The following is a 20604-nucleotide window of genomic DNA, read 5'->3' as shown; positions in this document are numbered from 1 at the left end:
TTTCTGTCTATTGTGAAGGCTGATGAGCCTTATTCAATGCATTACGAATGTGAGTAACTTCATTTAAAAGCTCACTAAATTCTGGAAAGTTACTATCTCTTTCTACGATTGCGGCTTTAATCGATGTCATCTCCAGAAGGCTATAAAAAAGCTGCCAAACCTGCTTGGGGATCGCTTCTGAATGAGAGTCGACCAATTTTCCACCCGACCAAAAGCCTCCTGCAAGGTGAACTTGGACTAAATGGTTGATAGGAAAGCTATCCAGCTGTCCTTCCAGATTGGTATTCCAATTTACACTGTTTGTATAAAGATTGGTTATATCCAATAATAAGCCGCAACCTGTACGACGACAAATTTCATTGAAAAATTCCTCTTGTGTCATCGTGGATCCTGGGATCTTATGTGTGAAAGTAATATTTTCAAGTACTAGCGGTACATTGAGGAAGGATTGTACATGATCAATATTTTCTATTACATGTTCTAACACTACATCATTAAAGCAGATAGGTGATAGATGCCCTAATTCAATACCTGGACATTGAGTAACTGCCAAGTGTTCGCTGAAATATGGAGCATTTGTAATTTCTATTATTTTTTTGATTTTTGCCAAATGACTTTTTGATGGTAATTGACATGTACCAATAGATAGTGAAACACCATGCGGGATTACAGTATATCTTTCAGAAATTTCAGATAAATTATATAGGGCTTGCTTAGCTCCATAAGCGTAACGTTCTGCAATAATCTCGAGGAAATCTATATTATTTTTAGCTGCTAGAATCTCGTGATGTAATTCGGGACGGTAGCCAATCCCCCCCCCTAGAAATGGTATGCTATCTAATTGGCTCATGCTAATTTCTTCCTGACCCTGACAATCCCACTTTCCATTAAGAAGTTCATAAGATCAATTACCTTTTGAGTTGTGTCTTTGAGGTTATTATTGGTCTCAAATAAATCTATAATTGTAGAGATGCCACTTTCTTTTTTAGCAAGTTTAATAATACTTGCAGTTGCCTTGTTTACTTTTAAGGTTTTCGTTTTAAATTCGTTGGGAATAGAATATATAACTAGAGTTATTTCTCTAGGAGATAATTCTTCAAGATATCTAAAATCATCAGTATTGAGTGCATTTACAATCGAGTCGATATCCCAGTCAAAATCTATAATTTTAACGCTTGGGTTGATGCTAATATGTGAGTTAATATCAATAGGTAAATTTGATTTGCGCTCATTTATCTGTTCAAAGCTATCCTCTGGCGTCGTCGAAAGTAAAATATTATTCCGGATCCGCTCAAATCTCGCCAGCTCAGAAAGGTAGTTTTTTTCGGGAATAACACTTTGTTCCATAAAATACCCAAATTTGTCATTCAGGGATATTTTTTCCTCTCCAGGATAAGTGGAATTTATACTATAGTAACGAGAAAAATGCTTCACAAATTCCTGATCCTTCAATGATTTGGATAATAGCGGGTACATGCCCCGCAATTTTGTCATAGATTTACCCTTGAGGGATTCTGAATAAACAGCAATCATTTTTTTGTCAAGTTTTTTAAGTAGATTTTTCTCTTCAGTTGTTAGTTGATATATAGATTCAGCTTCTGCTGGTGAGACATCGTTTAATTTTCTGAATATCTCATCAGTATATAAACGATTGATAAATGATTGATATTCAATAATGCTCATTTCAAGTTCCTGTGACTTAACTCTTTCATATGTTGATTCTAGATGCTGACCGATTTGAACAATAATTTGATCAAAATCTGGCATCAGTTTTTTTAACATCAACCTACCAGCTGCCCCAATATTGTGTGCTCTGTTAGTATCTGATATGACAAATTTAAGCTTTTCAGATAGTGCATTGATATCAGTTGGGTCAACAACCAGAGCATTCTTTTCATCAATCAATGCGTCACAAAAGCTCTGTTTATCAGCAATTTCATTAGATACCACTAAACATCCACCACATAGCATGACTTCCATTGCTACTCCTGGTCTATGTATAGGGATAGAAAAATCACGTTCTAGAAAACATACGGCATCGCAAACCTTTATAAATTGAGGAATGTCCCAATGTGGCACAAAGGGAAGCCAAGTGGTCATATCTTGTATTCCAGCTTCCAAGATTTTCATCTTGAATTCATGAAGTACTTTTGGTTTACCACTACATAAAGCCAGGAAATTAAATTCTAAGCCTTGCTGCTTTAATTTTCCCAAAGCTGAGATTAAGTCAAAACTTCCTTTTTCCTTAGCAACCTTCCCATAAATTCCTATGGTTGGTAAAGATTTTTTGTAATTGCTAACTGGCAGATGCTCTCTAAGCAATTTCGATATTTTGCTTTCCATTTCCTCGTCCGCAAGTTTCATATGGCTTTCGAGGTCTAGGCATGGTTGCTCATTATTATAAATATGTGATGGATAGCTGACCATCGAGAGAATACTCAATTTTTCATGATCAACTCCCATCTCCATAAAGCGACGTCCAGTGGTGCGTGAGCAAAAAATGAAGTCAGCCTGCCTTATCATATCTTTATAAAGATAATTCAGATCTGGATGGCGAAGTAGACGACCAACATCACTACCTGCATGACGTAAGCCAAAAGGTACTTTAGTTATATTTGATGTAAAATATGCAGAAACACCATATGGTTCGAAATAATAAGCAAGAATAATATCACATTTATATTTTCTAACAATTTCAACCGCTTTGGAGGTTAATTTACTGACATAAGGGTTAGCATAAGGAATATATGAATAATTCAGACGATCATGGGTGAAATGAATTGTTAAATTATCTTTGACATCTTCTAGTGGTGTGTTGTTTAGAGTTTTATTTATACGGCCACCTATTAAGCGATACTCTTCCTCAACTTCGTTGGCGTTGGTAACTAAATGTACTTCATGACCACACTTGGCAAGTGCATAGGCTAACCAAAAATTCTGGCGACTCACACCGCCTTGGATTGGAGTAATTTTTCCTATAAGGCAAATTTTCACAAAGCTTTCCTGTAAACAATATTTTACTAACGGTAGACCAACATATAAACGATCCGTACAGGATCCTCACCTTCACCAGATCTAATTATAGGTGGTACATCATGCCAAATATCCCCACACATGGCCTTAGCTCCACCATCTTGATCATAGTTAAGTTTTAAGTTTCCATCATTCATATAGCGAAACGTACCAATAGTATTTATGTTTACAGGAAACTGAAAATTAATATGATGCTCAACATGTCTGTCATTGTGGACTCCAATATAGTCACCCTCTTCGTAGATAAAGCACTTCACATCAACTAATTTCATTGCTTTATCAGTGCAGTAGTTCAATAGCGGGCCGGTAAATTTATTTAAGAGATTTGCAAGTTCGACAAGTTGAAACTCCCTGCATATATCTATATAAGTATCCTGATGTTCTTTTGGGATACAGCGTGACTTCATAAGTAGGCGATAAAAGCTAAATCCAGCATTACTAATCATTTCAACGTCTTTGAATGTGAATTCATCATGCTTTCGAATAGTTTTGTTAACCAAAATTGATTTTATTGATTTGTAAAACTGGTAAATATGATCGTTAAAAAGATCGGCATTAACGATATCAGGTACGTTAAAAAAACCTTTATCTTGATAGCTTGCTTTGCATGAGTCTAAAAAATCAGGCTCTAGAACTTTCTGACTAAATGAGCTATCTATAAATGATGAAATCATATTTTTTCTTGTTCCTGTTTGATGAAAATAACACCCAGCTTAATAAGCTCAGAGAGTAATTTATTACAAATATTATCATTAAAAAAGCTCAGATCTTCGTAACTAAACTTGTGATCACAAGCCTGTATAAATAAAAGTAGCTCCTTATTCTCCTTTTCTACAGCAATTTTATTTCCATTAGTAACTATAAGTATATGATTCTCTAGTTCTCTAAAACACCATTCCATCTTCGGGTTGAAGTGAAATGTTGTCTTATTAGAAACGTGAGAAAGCAATTTTTCCTGACGCCACCACTGTTGATACATCGGTGGTCGATCTTGTAATATATCTTGCCTAGCTAATTGGAGTGCCGATTTCCAATCATAATTCTCAAGCAAAGACGTAACGATGGCCGTCGTTTCTTCATCAATATCTGAACTTAAGGGATGAATACCTCGACTTAGCAATGGCTCTGTTGCAGTAGCATGATGGACAAAAGTATTTAATAGCTCCGAAACATAAATTGGTTTAAAAGCAATATTTACATGTACGGAATGACAATTATTAGTTTGAGGAGCATGAGGGAATCCCCTTGGGATATATAGTAAATCACCCGGTTTCAGTACTTTAGTAAATATTAACTCTGAAGATTTGCCCTTCCCTTGATCTGGTCCAAGTATGTGATTAGGATATGTTACCTCTTGCTCATATACACGCCATTCTTTTTCTCCATCTAGCTGGAGAATTATGGAACACATATGATCCCAGTGTTTACCAAATCCATGGTTTTTGGGAGGGGTAACATATATATTTGATCTGGCTGAAAACTGAGCTTCCCGTTCAAATGATCTAACTAGCGAACCAAATGATTTACTATACTTGTTAACATTTTGAAAAATTAATGTATAACCATCTTGATATAGGCCTAACGCTTTGGAGGCCTGAACGACTTTTCGGTGGCTATATAAGCCCGGCAAAGGCTTTGAATAGGTATTAAAAGGGGCTTGTGATTCACATTTGAAAACACGTATATCTCCTTCATGTAAAAAACGGCCGCAAAGAAATTCATCTATATCTGATTCCTCTAAAATATCTTTATAGTAGTTTGGTTTGTCGCTTTTAATATAGAGTGGTTTCTTTTCCCAGTATTCTGCATAGAAGGTTTCTACATCAAGACCTCTAAATACGTATTTAAATATTTCCTCTTTAGTCTTTGGGAGACCCTTACCTAGTACTTCTCCATTTACAAGACATTTTAAATTATTCATATTTTAATCCCTTAGGTATGTAATGGGTAGTCTGTTTAATTGCTTATAAATAGGGCCACTAATGGCTAACACCGTAGAAGCGAATAAAACCGACAAAGCCAATATGGGGGACCAGATACTTATTGATTTTACGGCTTCAATATTTGCATTTAAATACATGTAGAGTATGCCGCCTAGGATAATACTGCAAAGTATCCCATATATTAATATATGGGAGTTATCTATAATTAATTTTTTTATTATTTCTATTGGGCTTGCACCAATAGCCATTCTAACACCTAATTCATACTTGGTTAAACTCATTGCATAGCTTAACGCTCCATATATTCCTATCATTGTTATGGACGCGGCGACGATGGACAGAATCAAAGAAATACTTAAAAGCTTGTAATCATTTCCCGTCAAAGAATTATATAATTGGCCGAGTGAATTGAGACGAAAAACTGTTAATCGTTTATCTATAGAGGTGATTTTGCTCTCAAGTTCTTTTTTTGATAAATATTTGCCATCTTTAACCTTTAATAGAAGTTTAGTTCCTATTCTTGTCTCAGGAAGATATAGAACTTTTGTATCATATGTTGGTGATGGGTGGCCAGTATTTTTTGCGACTCCAATAATTTGAAAGGGCAGCTGGCGACCACCAAAAATAATAGTTTTACCAACCGGATAATCCGTTCCAAATAATGATGCACTCAAAGCCTCGCTAATTATAGCTACACTGGTTTTGTTGTTAAATTCTTCAGAATTAAAGGCTCGGCCAGATATGATTGGTATTGATGTAGAATCAAAAAAATTTTCATCAGTACTAATTAGAAATGTTCTGACCTGCTCGTTCTTTTCAAGAGAGGTTACTGAGCGGCGTAAATATGCCTGTAATGGCGTTGCATTAGTTAAAGAGGCATTTTTAATTTCAGTCAGTTTTTTCAGGCTTTCTCTAACTTCTAAAACTTTATTGCGTAGTTCCGAACCTGAGAGGCTATCTGTACGAGTTTCTAACGTTAAGAAATATGTGTCGTCAATGTTAAAACCAAGAGGACGTTTAATATTGTCAATTGTTCTTAATGTTACTTCAATGCTAGCACAGAGTATAATTCCGGCAAATGTTATCTGGGCTATCAAAATTGGATTAATCGTTTTTTTTGATATTTGTTGACTAACACCTTTACCGCTGCCTTGAATCTCTTTTATAAGATCTGTGTAACTTAGACTTCTGATTGTAAACCATGAAAAAATTGATGCAACTATTACCAGTAGTATTAATAAGAAAGTAATTGCTGTTAGATTCACTCCAAATTCATGTAATCTCGGAAATAAAGAATTTCCATAACTTTTGATTAATGAGGAGCCCGCATCAAGTGTTAATAATGAGAAAACAAATGCAATAGACAGTAAGGCAAGTGCTTCACATAATATTGACAAAAACAATTGATCTCTAGATGCACCTAAAGCTATTTTGATAGAAAAAAACCGCTTATTTTCTATGCTTCTTGCTACGAATAAATTTGTTACATTCCCTAAGGCAAGTAGGAATATTCCTAACAAACCAAGAAAGATTAAGCTAGCCGTACGACGACTTTCGCCAATGATTGCATCTTCTAGAGTAATCATATGATGAGTTAATTTCATATGACTCCAATAACTATTCCCTTTGGTTTCTTGTGAAAAACGTTCTAGAAGGTATTGATTAATACGGTTATCAACTATACCGCTGTCTTGCGAAGAGCTAATTTTTCCAACTAAATAGTTATGGGGTAAAAAATTTGTCCAGTCATTTCTAAATTCATTATCATGTATATTGAAATCTATTGGCAGCCACAATTCGGAATTTCTTTGTAATCTATCGAATTTTGGCTCAATAAAATCTTTTGATAATACACCAATAATTTTAAATGATTTATCTTCAATTAACAGTGAATGACCAATAACTTCTTTTATGCCGCCTAGATGTTTCATCCAAAAATTATGACTAATTACAGCTACAGGTGTATAGGTATTTAGTCCATTCTTGCTAGTAAATCCGTTCCCATTGCTGAACTCAGCAGAAAAAAATGAGAAATATTCAGGTGTTACAAAACTGGTACTAACACTTAGGTTGCCTTTTTTCTGTAAGGTCATTCCCTGGTCAATTTTAATTCTACCTAATTGAATTAATGCTGATTCCTCAAAAGTATCTTGCTTTTTGTAAATATCAATTAATCCTGGATAACTTTGAAATCCAACCCCGATCCTCTCATTGTCTTTTATACGCGCATGATTACTTAGATATAGTTCATCAGCCTGATCATAAGGAAGAGGCTTATACATCAGTAGGTAGCTCAAATTAAAGATACTACCTAATGAACCAGCTGTTAAACCGATAGTTAGAGAAATTGTCAAAGCGAAAATGGGAGATTTTAAAGTGCTCTTGTAGCCTAATCGAAAATATTGGAATATTTGATTCATTTATTTATGCCTCCTTTTCCAAATATCTTTCACGCTCTATATTAATTCCCTCGCGTTTGTAATCAATTCTTCCGTCCAGTAATTCAATTTTGCGTTCAGCACAATCGGCATAGCGAGAATCGTGAGTTACCATTGCAATGGTGGTACCCTGCTCATGTAAACTACCTAACATAGCTATGATTTGATCACCTATCTTCGAGTCTAAATTTCCAGTAGGTTCATCGACCAAAAGAACAGAAGGGTTTCTAACTAGCGCTCTGGCGATAGCCACTCTCTGTTGCTGCCCTCCAGAAAGTTGATTTGGTTTATGATACACACGACTGCTAAGGCCAACGGTATTTATACACTGAAGGACTCGTTCTTTTATCTCAACATTTGATAATCGTTCTTTCCCGTAGAGTAATGGTAATGCTACATTGTCAAAAACGTTATATTGGTCAATCAAATTAAATTGCTGAAAAACAAAACCAATCTTTTCATTCCGCATTCTTGAGAGGCTTGCTAAATTTAGTTCATGAACATCGTAGTTTTCTAGCTTGTAAGTCCCAGAAGTAGGTCTATCTAATAGCCCTAATATTGATAATAATGTTGATTTACCTGATCCAGATGGCCCAGAAATGGAAACATATTCTCCTTTCTTAATCTCTAAATTGATATTTATTAGCGCATGAGTTTCTATTTCTTTTACTGTAAAAACTTTCGAAAGATTATTAATTTCAATAATATTCATTGCTGGGTTCCGGCAAATTTTTTTTATAAGATATATTGGAGTATTTAGTTAGTACATTTCTTGTAGTTTATGGGTATTTGATATTATAACTTTGTCGCCTTGTTCAAGCCCTTTAATAATTTCAATGTACGTATTATTGGCTGCTCCAAACTCCACTTCTTCTGGGCGACTTATAGAATTATCTTTATTAACTTTAAATATGAAATTTTTACTATTCGGATTTGAATTGAGGGGGCGACTAACAAACAATGTATCCTTAACTTGAAGCGCAATAATCTGGCCTTCTATAGCCAAGCTTGGTCGTGCTGCCGATGGTAATTGTGACGAAAATTCTACTTCTACCGTGATGGTACCATTCTTTACTGCTGGATCAATACGAACTATCTCACCTCGAATGATCTGACCTCCAACATCTATTTCAGCTTGTAGGCCAAGGTTTAAATTTACAGCTTGGGTTTGAGAAATACTCAATGAAGCTATCAAGTCATCAGATTTGGAAACTGTTGCCAGCTTATCACCTACTTTTACGCTCTGCCCTAGATCGACATATAGTTCTTGTACAATACCAGAGCTATCAACAGTAACAGTCAATCTGTCAATTTTATCTTCAATTGCAACTAAATCCGCCTTGGCTTGAGCAATCTTAACGTCCTCAATTTCCATTGCCTCTTCATGCGAAGCTTTCATTTTATTTAATTTTAATTTGGAAATTTGGATTAATGTTTTAATCTCTTCTCGTTCAGCTACCATTTCCAAGTGTTTGAACTTGCTAATTATTCCTTTTTCAGCCAGCTTGTCTACCTCTAAAGAGTTAAATTCAACTGTCTTCTGCTTTGATGTAAGTTTGACTAAATTGAGGTTTTCTTCAAGAAGCTCTTGTTCTTGTTCTAGTTTTAGATGACGCTTATTTGCAATAGAGCTAAGATAATGTTGATGTAGTCTCTGTTGAGTTTCTTTTAGCTCTGGGGATTGTAGCTTAAGAATGGTAGAACCTATACTTACTAATGAGCCTGGTTTCAAGATAATTTCTTCAACAACTGCATCACTATGTGAGGTTAACAGGCGACGTGAATTAGACTTAAGAATACCATAGGCATCCAATCGAACCTCAAGGTCACCTCGTTGAACAACGCCGGTAATCATTTCATTAGCTGGTATATCATAAAGTTCATCGCTAGATGAAATAAATACTCGAAAATATACGTATAGAATAGCTATTACGAACAATACAGAAGCAATGACTTTCTTGCGACTGATTGTTTTTTTATAAACATCCACTTCTTTCTAACTCTTTTTGGGTGGACTCCTTCAGCACTATATATTCTGAGGCTGAACTATAGGCCGAAGAGATACCACGTTACTCTTTAAATGACTTGACTAGAAAGCCTGGCAGATAAACTTTTTGATACATAACATCGTGCTTACTCAAAGTAATATTTATTGAGTTACTGTCAATTCTGGTGTTCAGCAGGCTTGATCAGGCAGTACTCTGGTTAGCGGTTGACATCTCTTCTCCGTCTTTGAATTTCACTCCGGAGATAACTTTCGCAAGGCAGTCAAAACCTCGGAGCTTTCTCCATTTTCCTTCCGCACACATCCCGAGCTTGAACAGCATGTGCAGTATTCCTTCTCTCGATAGACAGCCTTTTGAACGCTTGGTCCGGTGCTGTATCGTCCCGAATGTCGACTCAATCAGGTTCGTTGTTCGGGTACTCTGACAGTGTTTTGCCGGGAAGTCGTAGAAGCTCATTAACTCTTCGTGATTCTTTAACAGGCTTTGGGTATTTGCCTTTGTGCGTCCTGATAAACGTGTCGAATGCCTTCACCGCGTTCGCCCGCGTCTCTGCTTTCCAGATTTCGCGCAGGAAGTGTGTGGCTTTCGGCTGACTTGTCTTCGGCAGCTTGTTCAGGACGTTGGCCGTCTTGTGTACCCAGAAACGTTGCTGGCGGGTTTCGGGGTAGTGCCACCCAGAGCCCCAAGGCGCAGTCGCCAACGGCCAGTTCTGGGGCGTTCATGCCACGCTCTTTCAGCTTACCCAGTACACCTTCCCAGCTTAGCCTCGACTCTCGCTTTCCATCTTCAATCGCCAGAAAGTACTTCCCTCCAGGCTCATTTACATAAATAACTACCAGAGCGCAAAAGCTTGCTTTCTTCCAAGGGCAGGCCGCTATGTATGCCGTTTGTCCAAATGCATACCCAGTGATTTCTATCCAGATATTTGGCTCTCCAAGTATCATATTCGCCTTTCCACAGGCCTTCAGGCGAGCCACTGTGCTGGTTAACATACCTTTCGCTTCCGGGCCGCAATCAGCACCGACAGAGCCCAATCCATCTCGCCGGTTGAAACAGCCTTCAGGTATAGCCACGGTAGCGCCGCCTCTAGTGAGCGGGCCTTGCGAACGTACGGCGGCACCTGAGCTGAGCGGAAGGTTACCGTCTCCCCGCCCTTGCTCGGCCCCTGGTTTATCGGGCCAACTTCGGTCCGCCTCGGCGCAAAAGCTCGGTAAGTGGTTTCCTGTCGACCTGTAAACTTAACAACGGTATTCTTGTCCATAGTTGTGCACTCTTGATTGCTTTGTTTGGCGATAACAAATTAACCAGATACCCTGTTTTCCTGTTTCAAATCTTCAAACACTAGACTTAGTTATAACTCACACTTATTGTCATGGAGCATCTGGAGGTTCCGTATGCGCTATAAATTAGAGTGTACTTAAACCTATAGATTAACCAACCTCAAGTACAGTAGATTTATAAATATAAATACCGTCTTCTTGTATATTGTTATTATTTTTATTTTTAATCAAGTGCCATTTTGTATTCTGTTATTTTTTTTTGGAGACTTAAGTTGGAACAAAAAAAATTTTACAGGTATGACATGTATGACGGTTGAGTGCTGCTAGGGTTTATAATTTTTTATTAGTTTGGACTTATGCAAAGTACGCCGTATTTCTTTAGTATCACTGCGACATTGCACTATAGTTTCGTTTTTTTATTGTTTTTTCTGTTGATTGGAAGTTGATTTTAATCTTAATATTGCGAGCACTCTTTAGTGGGGCCAAGGTTGGAAGAAATTTTAGGTTTTTTGCCTGAGAAACTCGGCTTAGTATGTTTTGTTTATGTCTAGATATTTATTTGCGTGGAACATCCGCATCATTTTTATGACAGCCATCTATTTCTTTATAGGGTGCATACTACTACTAGCCGTTAGTGTAATTTTTTGCAGTAAGTCCTCACGAAAAACATACAGTAATATTTCTTGCATTGCATAATCGTATGATGCTAGTTTCTTGGGAAATTTGTTGCTAGGATATTGTGAAAATTAAATTAGACACATAGAGGGGTGTGGTCAAAAGGGGCTCAGCTTCGTAAGTGTAGAGTTTCGAATTTAAGTTTTTGGTTGTGCTTTTACATTAGGATAATTTTTTGGTGTTGGCTGTGTGGATAATTATATGGATCAGCATAATTTTTGGGGTGTGATAATTTTAGAAACCAGATAGTCATTTTTTATTTGCTTGTCTCAATAATTTTGTATAGATGGAGTAAGCATGTGTTGACATTAAATTTTGCGCTGGTCCCATGCTGAGAATTTGATCAGGGAGGTATCTGAATTATCAGTTTGGCCGCATTGTCAAAATTCGTTTATGTTAATTTTAACAGGCACATCAAGTGGCACTGTGTGTGCTTGAGGTTAATTAAGTTCAATGATAACTCTTAGTTATTAAGCGCTGGAGCCGCTAAAATTTTTCCAGCATGCCGATTTTTCGACGCATAGGTAGGTCTCCCCCTCTGGTAGTCAGACTTGATAAGACTCTGCTGATTCGGTTGGGAGATTAAAAGTATGACTTCCATGAGCTTGCAGGTCCTATATAAGGAAGCTATATGCCAAATCGTGAGTATTAACTATGCTTGAAGTATTTTGCGGTTACCACGTGGTATTTATGTCTAAGTATCGAGAGAAAGCATGATTTGGGATATTGAGGTGGAAGATTGGATCGACACTTCGATACCGACGCCGTCGATAGGGCCTCGAGTTGGATGAGGGGGATGAAATGGAGGGTCGTATTCATAAATTTATTGATTCCTTAGAGATTTAACTATTTATATCCTGTTGGATATCTGAAAAGGTAATCTGCAGGAAGAGACTTTTTCTCTAGGTTGCTGAGTGATTATATTAGAGTTCAATGTATATAGATGACTCGAGAGTGTAGCAAGAGTCAAGGGGTAGAAGGTAGTCATCAATAGTAGATGAAGCTGATGGGGTTGTAACTAGCCTCCATCCGGCACTCTTCATCTACTACTCGCTAGATTTGTGTCCAGCAGACAAATCTCTGTCGGGAAGAGTTGCAGTTAACACTGACTATTATAGATTTTTTATTTAGGTAAGACAATAAGAAAAAGAAAACTATAAGTATACCCGTGATAAAATTTGCATGACATTCAATATCATATATAAGCAATTAGGTTGTAAGAGGGTGCCCCTCTTTCAGTGAAGGTTATCTTTGGCGGTTGCTTTTATCAACAGCTAAATGATAAGTCGCGCTTTTGCGCATCTGAACACCGTTTGTTTTCAGTGCAGTGGGTGATACCCTTTAGGCATAAGTGAATGGACGGTAAATTTTAAAAATGTAATAGGATGATTCCATGATTAACGAAATTTTCGAGGCAGAGGAAGCGGTATCTGTAGAAAGTATACTGGCTGAGTCAAATGACAGCTGTAGTGGTTGTGATGGATGCTCTGAAACTGAAATGATGTAGTTAGGCTGTTGTCAATGATTGCAATATATCCATTGGCTTTAATTGCTAAGAACCTTCACTGTATAGGTTTAGATTTTCTAATCATTAATAATTAATCATTAAACTTTAATATAGGCCTAAAATTTAGGGAGTTATTATGTCTTTTGAGAATGAAATATTTGAAGTCGCAGAGAATTCTGTAGTTGAAGATGCGTCTTTTGAGTCTGCTACCAGCTGTGGCGGTTGTGATGGATGTGATGGCTGCTCACACGCTGTACTATAGTTAGGTTGACCTGGGTGGGGTGTGAGTGACCACCCAGGTCGCTACTTTAATTTGGTTTAAAGTTTAGCAAATCCTCTTTGTTTATTGTAAAGTGTTTTTTCATGAAGAATTTGTAGGCGATTTTTTCTATTTTAAAATATTGCTCACTATCATTTTATTTTGAATGAAATAAAATCTAGTGAAGCCTGTTTGGATTTACTTGGGTTTAAGTCGGTGATGCACCCTAAAGAGAATAGTTCTAGGCATTTATGCCCCACAAATAATAATGATTCAACAAGAGCTGTAGTAACTTATATTAGAAGAACGTCGGCTGTAAAATCTAAAGGGCTTCTCTTTGGTGTTCAGGCTCTAGTTATTATTGATTAGCTTGAATTTGATAACCATTTTTATAGATTAAGGATTCACATAACCTCCAAGGCTATATTATAAAAGTTTTTCGAAATGATAATAAAATAAACCAAGCACAAAAGGATAGGCGAAAAATCTAAAGTCCGATCACTAAGAAGATCTCGGCGCCCTGAAATCAATAGAAGTGATTAGGTTTTCTGTTGATATAAAAACTAATTCTTGCATGGATAACGAGTATAATTTCATTCGAGATTACATTGCCACTTCTGGCGGAATTCACGGACCATAAGTAATGAAAATTGCTGGATAGATATAGTTTCGATGATGTTTGGGGTGATAGTGTCTACGAGAGTGATGAGAGTGTATCCATTGGTTACGGGGCGCTACTGTGTACATTTGAAGAGCTGCAATGGTAATCAATTTATTAATGGAAGCGCAGATAATTAAACACTAAACGTTAAGAATTCAAGCTTCAGTTTAGTGTGCATTTTATTTTATGAGGCTTGAGCAAAGCGGTATGTGGGTTAAAACAATTGAGATAGTCCGATCCGTGATTAAGCTCTATATGAAGAATTTGGCTTACAATGTGAGTCAGTTTTTAGTTGAAGCTATCGCATGCGCCATTGAATGAAGAGCTGGAAAAGCCACCTATGAAGTTGGTAAGGAAGTGGTGAAAAATAGTAGTCAAGGTTTCTTTTGAGAGTGGCTCTTAGTTTTAAATTTATTATAAAAATTTCTATTCAAGATCTTGTTAGATTTTTTCTAAAATGTAGGGGTGTTCGAAGTTTCTTTCAAGAGTTGAATTGTTGTGTTTTGTGGTGGTGGCGCTACTATGCCGTATTAAGTAGGATTAATTTCGATTCAAATTTATTTTCCCTGAAGTGACTTTGTGGTTGATTTTTCTAGGTTTGATAAGGGTATGCTCTCAACTTAAAAAATATTATTTTCTGGGCGAGTTTGCTGTCAAGTATATAGGTGTTTGATCTAAAAGATATTTACCATAGTTGGAGGATTAGTTTTTATGGGTAGAATGCAAATTGAAATCGGGCTTACGCAGGAGTTAATTTGGACTCTTGATTGCGGAGTGGCTATCATTTTTACTTCACCGTTACTTTCTTCTCATGCATATTATGGGTTAAGTAATACTGAGATCATGCAGATTTCTAATCAACTAGAATCTGCAGGTTTTCAAGGTGAATTTGGTCAAGTTGCATCGCTTTTTAGTATAAATAAAATTCAAGCTGAAAGACTTATGGTAGTTGGGGTTGGTTATGAAGTACTATCAAGAGCCAGAATAATTAGATTGCTAAATATCGTAATACGAGAAATCCATAGGGTAGACTCTACTTGCTGCATCTCTATAGATACAATATTATCTTTGGAGGAATGTCGTCATAGTGCTGATAAATTAGTTGAGTGGGTAAGTGAGGCTTTATTCCTGAGCCAATATGGTTATCAGTTAAATAAAAAAGAAGAGCAAGTAAAATCAACTAAATTGTCAGGAGTTATATTAAGTAGCTCACAAGCGTTAACTCAAAAGTCTGTTTGTTTAGGTCAATCAACCGCAAATGGTATAATGATTGCTAAAGAACTTTCTAATTTGCCTGGTAATATTTGTACGCCTGATTACCTTAGTAAAGCTGCCATTTCTGTTGTTAGTGAATCTAATAGTTTGAATTTTGAGGTTCTGAGTCAGGACAAAATTGAATCAATGGGAATGGGTGCATTTTCGGCTATTTCCAAAGGAAGTGTTAACCCTGGAAATATAACTATCATTGAATATCGTGGCGCTAAGAACCCTGATGCTTGTCCGATTCTATTGGTAGGAAAAGGAATTACTTTTGATTCAGGAGGGATATCTCTTAAGGTTCGTCATCAAATGAGTGATATGAAATTTGACATGGGGGGAGCTGCAGCAGTTATCGGTACGTTGTACACCTTGGCTGCAAGTAAGACTAATGCTAATGTTATTGGAGTGATAGCCAACGCTGAGAATATGCCAGACGGTAACTCATGTCGGCCAGGCGATGTAGTAACGTCTTTGTCTGGAAAGACAATTGAAATATTGGATACAGATGCAGAAGGCCGCATGGTTTTGTGTGATGCTTTAACTTACTCGATTAGACAATACGCTCCGAAACTGGTGATTGATGTTGCTACTTTAACAGGGTCTTGTGTAGTAGCGTTGGGAGAGGAATTTGGAGGGCTGTTTACCTTTAATGACAAACTTGCTGATGCACTCATTACTTGCGGGATTAAATCAGGTGATTTAGTGTGGCGTCTGCCGCTAGTGTCCGAGCATAAATCGCACTTATCATCTCCTTTTGCGGATATAGCTAATGTCGGTGGCCGAAATGCAGGTGCTTCTGCGGCAGCCAGCTTTATATCTCAATTCACGGAGAGGGTGCCTTGGGCTCATCTGGATATTGCAGGTGTCGTAGCTAAAGGAAAGGGAAGAAAAACTGCTACCGGTAGACCGGTGCCGCTGTTGGTAGAGTTCATTAGAGAGAACTATGAAGTTGACTTCAGTTCGGATGTATTCAATTATAGAGAATGACCCCCATACTATTTGTGTATATATTTAGTTAATAAATATTCAATGTTTTTTTCATCTTTTGGGAATGGCAGGTATTGTGTATATATTAGGTTTGCATGTTGGTGATAAGTTAGAAGCTGAATTTAATCGTAATCAATTTACTGGACATGATGCGGCTGCCGTTTTACTAAAGGATGGAGAAATCATATCTGGTATAGAAGAGGAACGTTTAAGTCGTGTAAAGCACTGCAATTTCTTCCCTAGACGGGCTATTCAATTTTGTTTGGATTCTGCGGGAATAACAATATCGGATGTTGATTATATCGCTTTAAACTGTTCAAAATATGATGGAGAGATAAAAAATGCATTTGATGTTTATAATAATAGCTCTAAGTCTTGGCAGACTGGTGATGAAGTAAATGCTGAATACCTACGCCTCCTTTTTAAAACTGATTTACAGTCAAAATTAATTTATTGCTCTCATCATGAGGCTCATGCTTGGAGTGCATTTGTGCCCAGCGGTTTCCATAAAAGCTTGGTCGTCGTGTTTGATGGAAATGGCCCATCAGGTGATGGCAGATTACTATCAGGTGTTATTGGAATTAATGATGGCTTTCAATATACAACTATACGTGAGTTGAGTGATAGCCAATCTTTAGGTACATTTTATCGAAATATAATACGCTCTATCGGTTATAATCGATTTGATGAATATAAGGTGATGGGGTTAGCTCCTTATGGGAATCCTCATAGATTTCTTCCCCTAATGAAAGAATTTTATGATCTAAAAGAGGATGGGAAATTTACGATTGTCAGAAATCCATCCTTAGAAATATGGAAGAAAGAATTATCTACTGGATTAATTCCACCCAGACGAAAAGGTGAACCTTTTACTCAGATTCACAAAGATTTTGCAGCTTCAGTTCAGTATGTTATTGAAGATATCGCATTACATTGCATTCGATACTTTCAAAAAAGTACGGGTATTAATAAGTTGAGCTTCGCTGGTGGCGTCGCTCATAATTGCACGTTAAATAAGAAGATAATAGAAAGCGGATTATTTGATGAAGTCTATGTTCAGCCAGCAGCCCATGATGCTGGATGTGCTATTGGTGCTGCTTACTATGCATACCATTTGGTATTTCGAAATCCGCCAAAGCCAATGTCCCATATTTATTGGGGTACTAATCTACCAAATCAGGATAAGCAGTTTAAATATATCCTTAAATGGGGTGCCCTTCTTAATGTTTCTAAGATGGATGATACCTGTACACAGGTGGCGCAGCTTATTGCGAATAATTCTGTCGTGGGTTGGGTTCAAGGCCAGTCAGAATTTGGTCCACGAGCCTTAGGTAACAGAAGTATTCTAGCTGACCCAAGGCCACTAGAGAATAAGACTCGTATAAATCAAATGATAAAAAAGAGAGAAGGTTATCGACCATTTGCACCCTCTGTCCTTGCTCAGGAAGCTGACCGATTTTTCCATATACCTATGGAGTCGAGGAGTTTGCAATATATGAATGTTGTCGTAGATGTGGTGGAGGATAAGCAATCCTTTTTGGGGGCAATCACCCATGTGGATGGAACTGCTCGAATTCAAGCGGTAAAACCAGAATATAATGAAAAATATTGGAAGTTGATAAAGTGCTTTGGTGATATTACTGGAGTGCCTATTCTTCTCAATACCTCCTTCAACAATAATGTAGAGCCGATCGTGGATTCCATTGATGACGCTATAAGTTGTTATTTGACGACTGATTTGACTCACTTAGTTATTGGTGATTTTTTGATAACAAGAAATTGCTCCTTGTCTGTAGGCATTAAGTCTCTACATCTATCGATTAAGCCAAGCTATGTAGTTACTAAGGGTTGTTTCCAATCTTCAAGAGGGTATACAGATATCTACACTATTGAATCAAAGGCATCTCGTTTTTTTCAGGTTGAGAAGCTGGAAATAACTAAGGAACTATTCGGATTGTTGTCGTATGGTATAGGCGTATCAATTGAACAAAGCTGTAATATACTTAATATCCCCTTGACTGAAACTTTACTCAATGAAATTATCCAGGGGTGGAATATGCGCGTTCTAACACTAACACCAATTTGATTTAATTGTGTCTAAATTTCATGATTATGAAAAAATATAATTATTCCTTTTGCGCAATAGCATATCTCAATATTAAATAGGCGCACTTTAACAATCTAAGGAATCTCTGAATAAGTTTGTGCCCAAAACGAGGTAGAATAACAGCCTAACGCAAGACAGATAACGTAACACACCATATCTCAAGTCAGCTTTGTAGAAGCCGAATACCGATACAAACGTTGTGGAACTCGTAAAGAGATGTTCCTTGAGCGAATGGATTCGTTAATTCCCTAGGGGCGCCTTGAGAGTCAAATTGCCCCCCCTCTAAGCAAAATCAGGAAAAGGCCGCCGCCCTTATCCATTGCGGGTTATGCTGAGTATTCACTGCATGTAACTCTTTTACAATTTCATTGATCCGGCGATGGAGAGATACTCTCTACGAGATTGAATCGATGCGCCGTTTTGCAGGCCTAACGCTGACAAAGCCTATTCCAGACGAAACAACTATTCTCAATTTCCGGTATCTACTTGAGACGCACCAGCTTGGTCGTCAGATCTTTGAGGAAATTAAGCAGTACCTTTGAGAGATGGCTATGCTACTGAAAAAAGGCAGTAGTGTAGATGAAACCATTATCGCTGCGCCCAGCTCCACTAAAAATAAAGAGAGAACACTTGATCCTGAGATGTACCAGATTTAAAAAAGGTCAGCATGTAGTGGTCAACTATTTCCGGGCAGTAAGTTTAGTTTTTCTTCCGCTTTTGCGGGCGGTAATCCGTCATTGTGTTGGTGGGGATGTTCCCAATTATAGTAAATCATCAAGTAATGGCTGATGTCTCGGCTTGCTTCTGTGATAGAGGTGTAACCGAGAGAGGGTATCCATTCACTTTTCAGACTCCGAAACAGTCTTTCCATTGGTGCATTATCCCAGGAATTTCCACGTCGACTCATGCTCTGGGTCATTCGGTAGCGCCACAGACGTTGGCGGAACTGATGACTGGTATACTGACTGCCTTGATCCGAGTGGAACATAACTCCATTGGGGTTTCCTTGCTGCTCCCAGGCCATTTCCAGTGCCCTTATCGTTAGTGCAGTATCTGGTTTCCCTGAGAGGGCCCATCCAACGATACGGCGAGCGTGTAAATCTATAATGGTAGCCAAGTAACACCAGCCTGAACCAGCCCAGATATAGGTAATGTCACCGCACCAAACTTGATTGGGTTTCTCAACATTAAACTGGCGATCAAGTTCATTCGGTATATCTAAGTGCTCGACTATTGCTCTCTTATGCTTATGAGGACCAGGTTGTTTACACACCAAGCCGGCCTCACACATGAGTCTTCGGATTTTAAAGTGTCCGATTGATATCCCTTGCTCATAAAGCAAACCTACGACTGTACGACTTCCTGCAGAGCCACGGCTGCGCTCGAAGACTTCAATGACTTTGGAGCGGAGCTGCATTCTAGGTACATCAACGGAGTTCTTCTTTTTCCTGTATTCGTAGTAGCATGATCGAGGTATTTTTTAACGCTTTGCAGACCAGTTCCACTGGCTCCTGCTCACTCAATCGGTCTATCAGCGCGTACGATTCATCTTGTCGGACATCAAGAGAGCAGTAGCTTTTTTAAGTATCTATTTCTCCCTTTCCAGGCGATTGATGCGGGTTTCAAGCACCTGAATTTTCTGTTGCTCAGTGGTAAGCGCTTTACCTGCAGACATCTCTCCACTCCGCTCTGCCTCTAGTTGCTTCACCCAATGGAGGATAGGCATTGTACCAACATCCAGCGACCGGGCTGCTTCAGCAATTGAATAGCCCTGGTCTACTACCAAGCGGGCAGCCTCTAATTTAAATTCAGGAGAAAAGGATCGACGTTGTCTACTCATTGAATACCTCTATTTTCGATGGCAACTTTACCACCTAAGTTGGTGTCCGGGTTTAGTAGACCACTACAGCAGTGGCATTTTGGTGTGAAAATGCATATCGTAGTCGATGATGTGACAGGAATTATACATAGTGAAGACGCTACACCGGCGAACGATTACGACGTAACGGCGACAGAGCGGGTTCGTCATAGTTAAGAAAAAAGAGCTTGGGGTGACTCAGGATATACCGGTGCAGAAATTGTGAAGCGCTGAAAGATCGAAAATTGGACTGGTATATGGCGATGAATCCTAGCAAGTGAAAAGCGCTTCCATGGCGAGAACCTCTCCGTAAGGAAAAAAATTAAGGCCCAGGTTAGGGCTAAGCTGGAGCACCCCCTTTGGTATATCGAGTGTTTGGGTATACTAAGACACGATATCGTGGATTAGCAAAAATTCAGAATGCCTGCACTTGCAGGCAGGCTTTACTAACTTACTAATAGGAGGGAGATACTTAGCCGCCTAGGGGCAGTGCGCCTGAAATCTGTCTAAAGCGGGCTCTGGGCAAAAAATTAGAGGGGTATTTTGCTGAAATTAACTTTTTCCTTACAAAAAAGCCCGTTTTTATCGGC

Annotated in this window: 12 protein-coding genes and 2 pseudogenes; 5 read left to right on the top strand and 9 right to left on the bottom strand. The window is 38.1% G+C overall.

Translation table 11 applies throughout. The features are described from left to right. Positions 1-7: 7 nt before the first annotated feature. The 8 genes and pseudogenes from ACJJI3_RS10030 to ACJJI3_RS09995 all read right to left on the bottom strand — a co-directional run. Entirely contained in the window at positions 8-850 is an 843-nt protein-coding gene (locus tag ACJJI3_RS10030) for an MbnB/TglH/ChrH family RiPP precursor modification enzyme (RefSeq protein ID WP_444942326.1), read from the bottom strand. Beyond that, positions 847-2994 carry a glycosyltransferase family 4 protein gene (locus ACJJI3_RS10025; RefSeq protein ID WP_444942325.1) on the bottom strand — a complete coding sequence of 716 codons (2148 nt, stop codon included), beginning with the start codon at positions 2992-2994 and terminating at the stop codon, positions 847-849. The genes ACJJI3_RS10030 and ACJJI3_RS10025 overlap by 4 nt, the downstream gene beginning before the upstream one ends. A 26-nt stretch (positions 2995-3020) precedes the next feature. Beyond that, positions 3021-3707, bottom strand: coding sequence for a hypothetical protein (locus tag ACJJI3_RS10020; RefSeq protein ID WP_444942324.1), 687 nt, complete (start codon positions 3705-3707; stop codon positions 3021-3023). Then, complete coding sequence (locus tag ACJJI3_RS10015; RefSeq protein ID WP_444942323.1) at positions 3704-4954, bottom strand: cupin domain-containing protein; 1251 nt, start codon at positions 4952-4954, stop codon at positions 3704-3706. The genes ACJJI3_RS10020 and ACJJI3_RS10015 overlap by 4 nt, the downstream gene beginning before the upstream one ends. Positions 4955-4957: 3 nt before the next feature. Further along, positions 4958-7396: an ABC transporter permease gene (locus ACJJI3_RS10010; protein ID WP_444942322.1), complete on the bottom strand. Its 2439-nt coding sequence runs from the start codon at positions 7394-7396 to the stop codon at positions 4958-4960. 4 nt (positions 7397-7400) lie between these two features. Next, positions 7401-8126, bottom strand: a complete 726-nt coding sequence (locus tag ACJJI3_RS10005) for an ABC transporter ATP-binding protein (RefSeq protein WP_444942321.1) — start codon at positions 8124-8126, stop codon at positions 7401-7403. 48 nt (positions 8127-8174) lie between these two features. Continuing rightward, entirely contained in the window at positions 8175-9404 is a 1230-nt protein-coding gene (locus tag ACJJI3_RS10000; protein WP_444942320.1) for an efflux RND transporter periplasmic adaptor subunit, read from the bottom strand. A gap of 199 nt (positions 9405-9603) precedes the next feature. After that, positions 9604-10618, bottom strand: a pseudogene (locus tag ACJJI3_RS09995) (IS256 family transposase); the annotation flags it as partial. A 2400-nt stretch (positions 10619-13018) separates the two neighbouring features. On the opposite strand from ACJJI3_RS09995, the gene ACJJI3_RS09990 reads away from it, so the two are divergent. The 4 genes from ACJJI3_RS09990 to ACJJI3_RS09975 all read left to right on the top strand — a co-directional run bounded on the left by ACJJI3_RS09990 (position 13019) and on the right by ACJJI3_RS09975 (position 18698). Continuing rightward, entirely contained in the window at positions 13019-13144 is a 126-nt protein-coding gene (locus ACJJI3_RS09990) for a hypothetical protein (protein ID WP_444942319.1), read from the top strand. A 1369-nt stretch (positions 13145-14513) separates the two neighbouring features. Further along, positions 14514-16049: a leucyl aminopeptidase gene (locus ACJJI3_RS09985; RefSeq protein WP_444942318.1), complete on the top strand. Its 1536-nt coding sequence runs from the start codon at positions 14514-14516 to the stop codon at positions 16047-16049. A gap of 76 nt (positions 16050-16125) precedes the next feature. Beyond that, complete coding sequence (locus ACJJI3_RS09980) at positions 16126-18135, top strand: carbamoyltransferase family protein (RefSeq protein ID WP_444942317.1); 2010 nt, start codon at positions 16126-16128, stop codon at positions 18133-18135. Between the two features lie 389 nt (positions 18136-18524). Further along, the gene (locus tag ACJJI3_RS09975) at positions 18525-18698 is read left to right on the top strand and encodes a transposase (protein WP_444942316.1); all 174 of its coding nucleotides are present in this window, start codon (positions 18525-18527) and stop codon (positions 18696-18698) included. Positions 18699-18832: 134 nt separating this feature from the next. On the opposite strand, the pseudogene ACJJI3_RS09970 reads toward ACJJI3_RS09975, so the two are convergent. After that, positions 18833-19996 (bottom strand): annotated as a pseudogene (locus tag ACJJI3_RS09970) (IS3 family transposase). An 18-nt stretch (positions 19997-20014) separates the two neighbouring features. On the opposite strand from ACJJI3_RS09970, the gene ACJJI3_RS09965 reads away from it, so the two are divergent. Continuing rightward, on the top strand, positions 20015-20191 hold the full coding sequence (locus ACJJI3_RS09965; protein ID WP_444942315.1) for a transposase: 177 nt from the start codon (positions 20015-20017) through the stop codon (positions 20189-20191). Positions 20192-20604: the final 413 nt, after the last annotated feature.

The organism is Microbulbifer maximicatervae (SeqCode), assembly GCF_052466985.1.
Note: the sequence above shows the minus strand (reverse complement) of the source record. Positions and strands in the feature narration are given on the sequence as shown.

Excerpts from the sequence above, each read along its gene's own strand:
- ACJJI3_RS10030 (WP_444942326.1), bottom strand. The coding sequence starts at position 850 with ATGAGCCAATTAGATAGCATACCATTTCTAGGGGGGGGGATTGGCTAC.
- ACJJI3_RS10020 (WP_444942324.1), bottom strand. The coding sequence starts at position 3,707 with ATGATTTCATCATTTATAGATAGCTCATTTAGTCAGAAAGTTCTAGAG.
- ACJJI3_RS10015 (WP_444942323.1), bottom strand. The coding sequence starts at position 4,954 with ATGAATAATTTAAAATGTCTTGTAAATGGAGAAGTACTAGGTAAGGGT.
- ACJJI3_RS10010 (WP_444942322.1), bottom strand. The coding sequence starts at position 7,396 with ATGAATCAAATATTCCAATATTTTCGATTAGGCTACAAGAGCACTTTA.
- ACJJI3_RS10005 (WP_444942321.1), bottom strand. The coding sequence starts at position 8,126 with ATGAATATTATTGAAATTAATAATCTTTCGAAAGTTTTTACAGTAAAA.
- ACJJI3_RS09990 (WP_444942319.1), top strand. The coding sequence starts at position 13,019 with ATGTCTTTTGAGAATGAAATATTTGAAGTCGCAGAGAATTCTGTAGTT.
- ACJJI3_RS09985 (WP_444942318.1), top strand. The coding sequence starts at position 14,514 with ATGGGTAGAATGCAAATTGAAATCGGGCTTACGCAGGAGTTAATTTGG.
- ACJJI3_RS09965 (WP_444942315.1), top strand. The coding sequence starts at position 20,015 with ATGGCAACTTTACCACCTAAGTTGGTGTCCGGGTTTAGTAGACCACTA.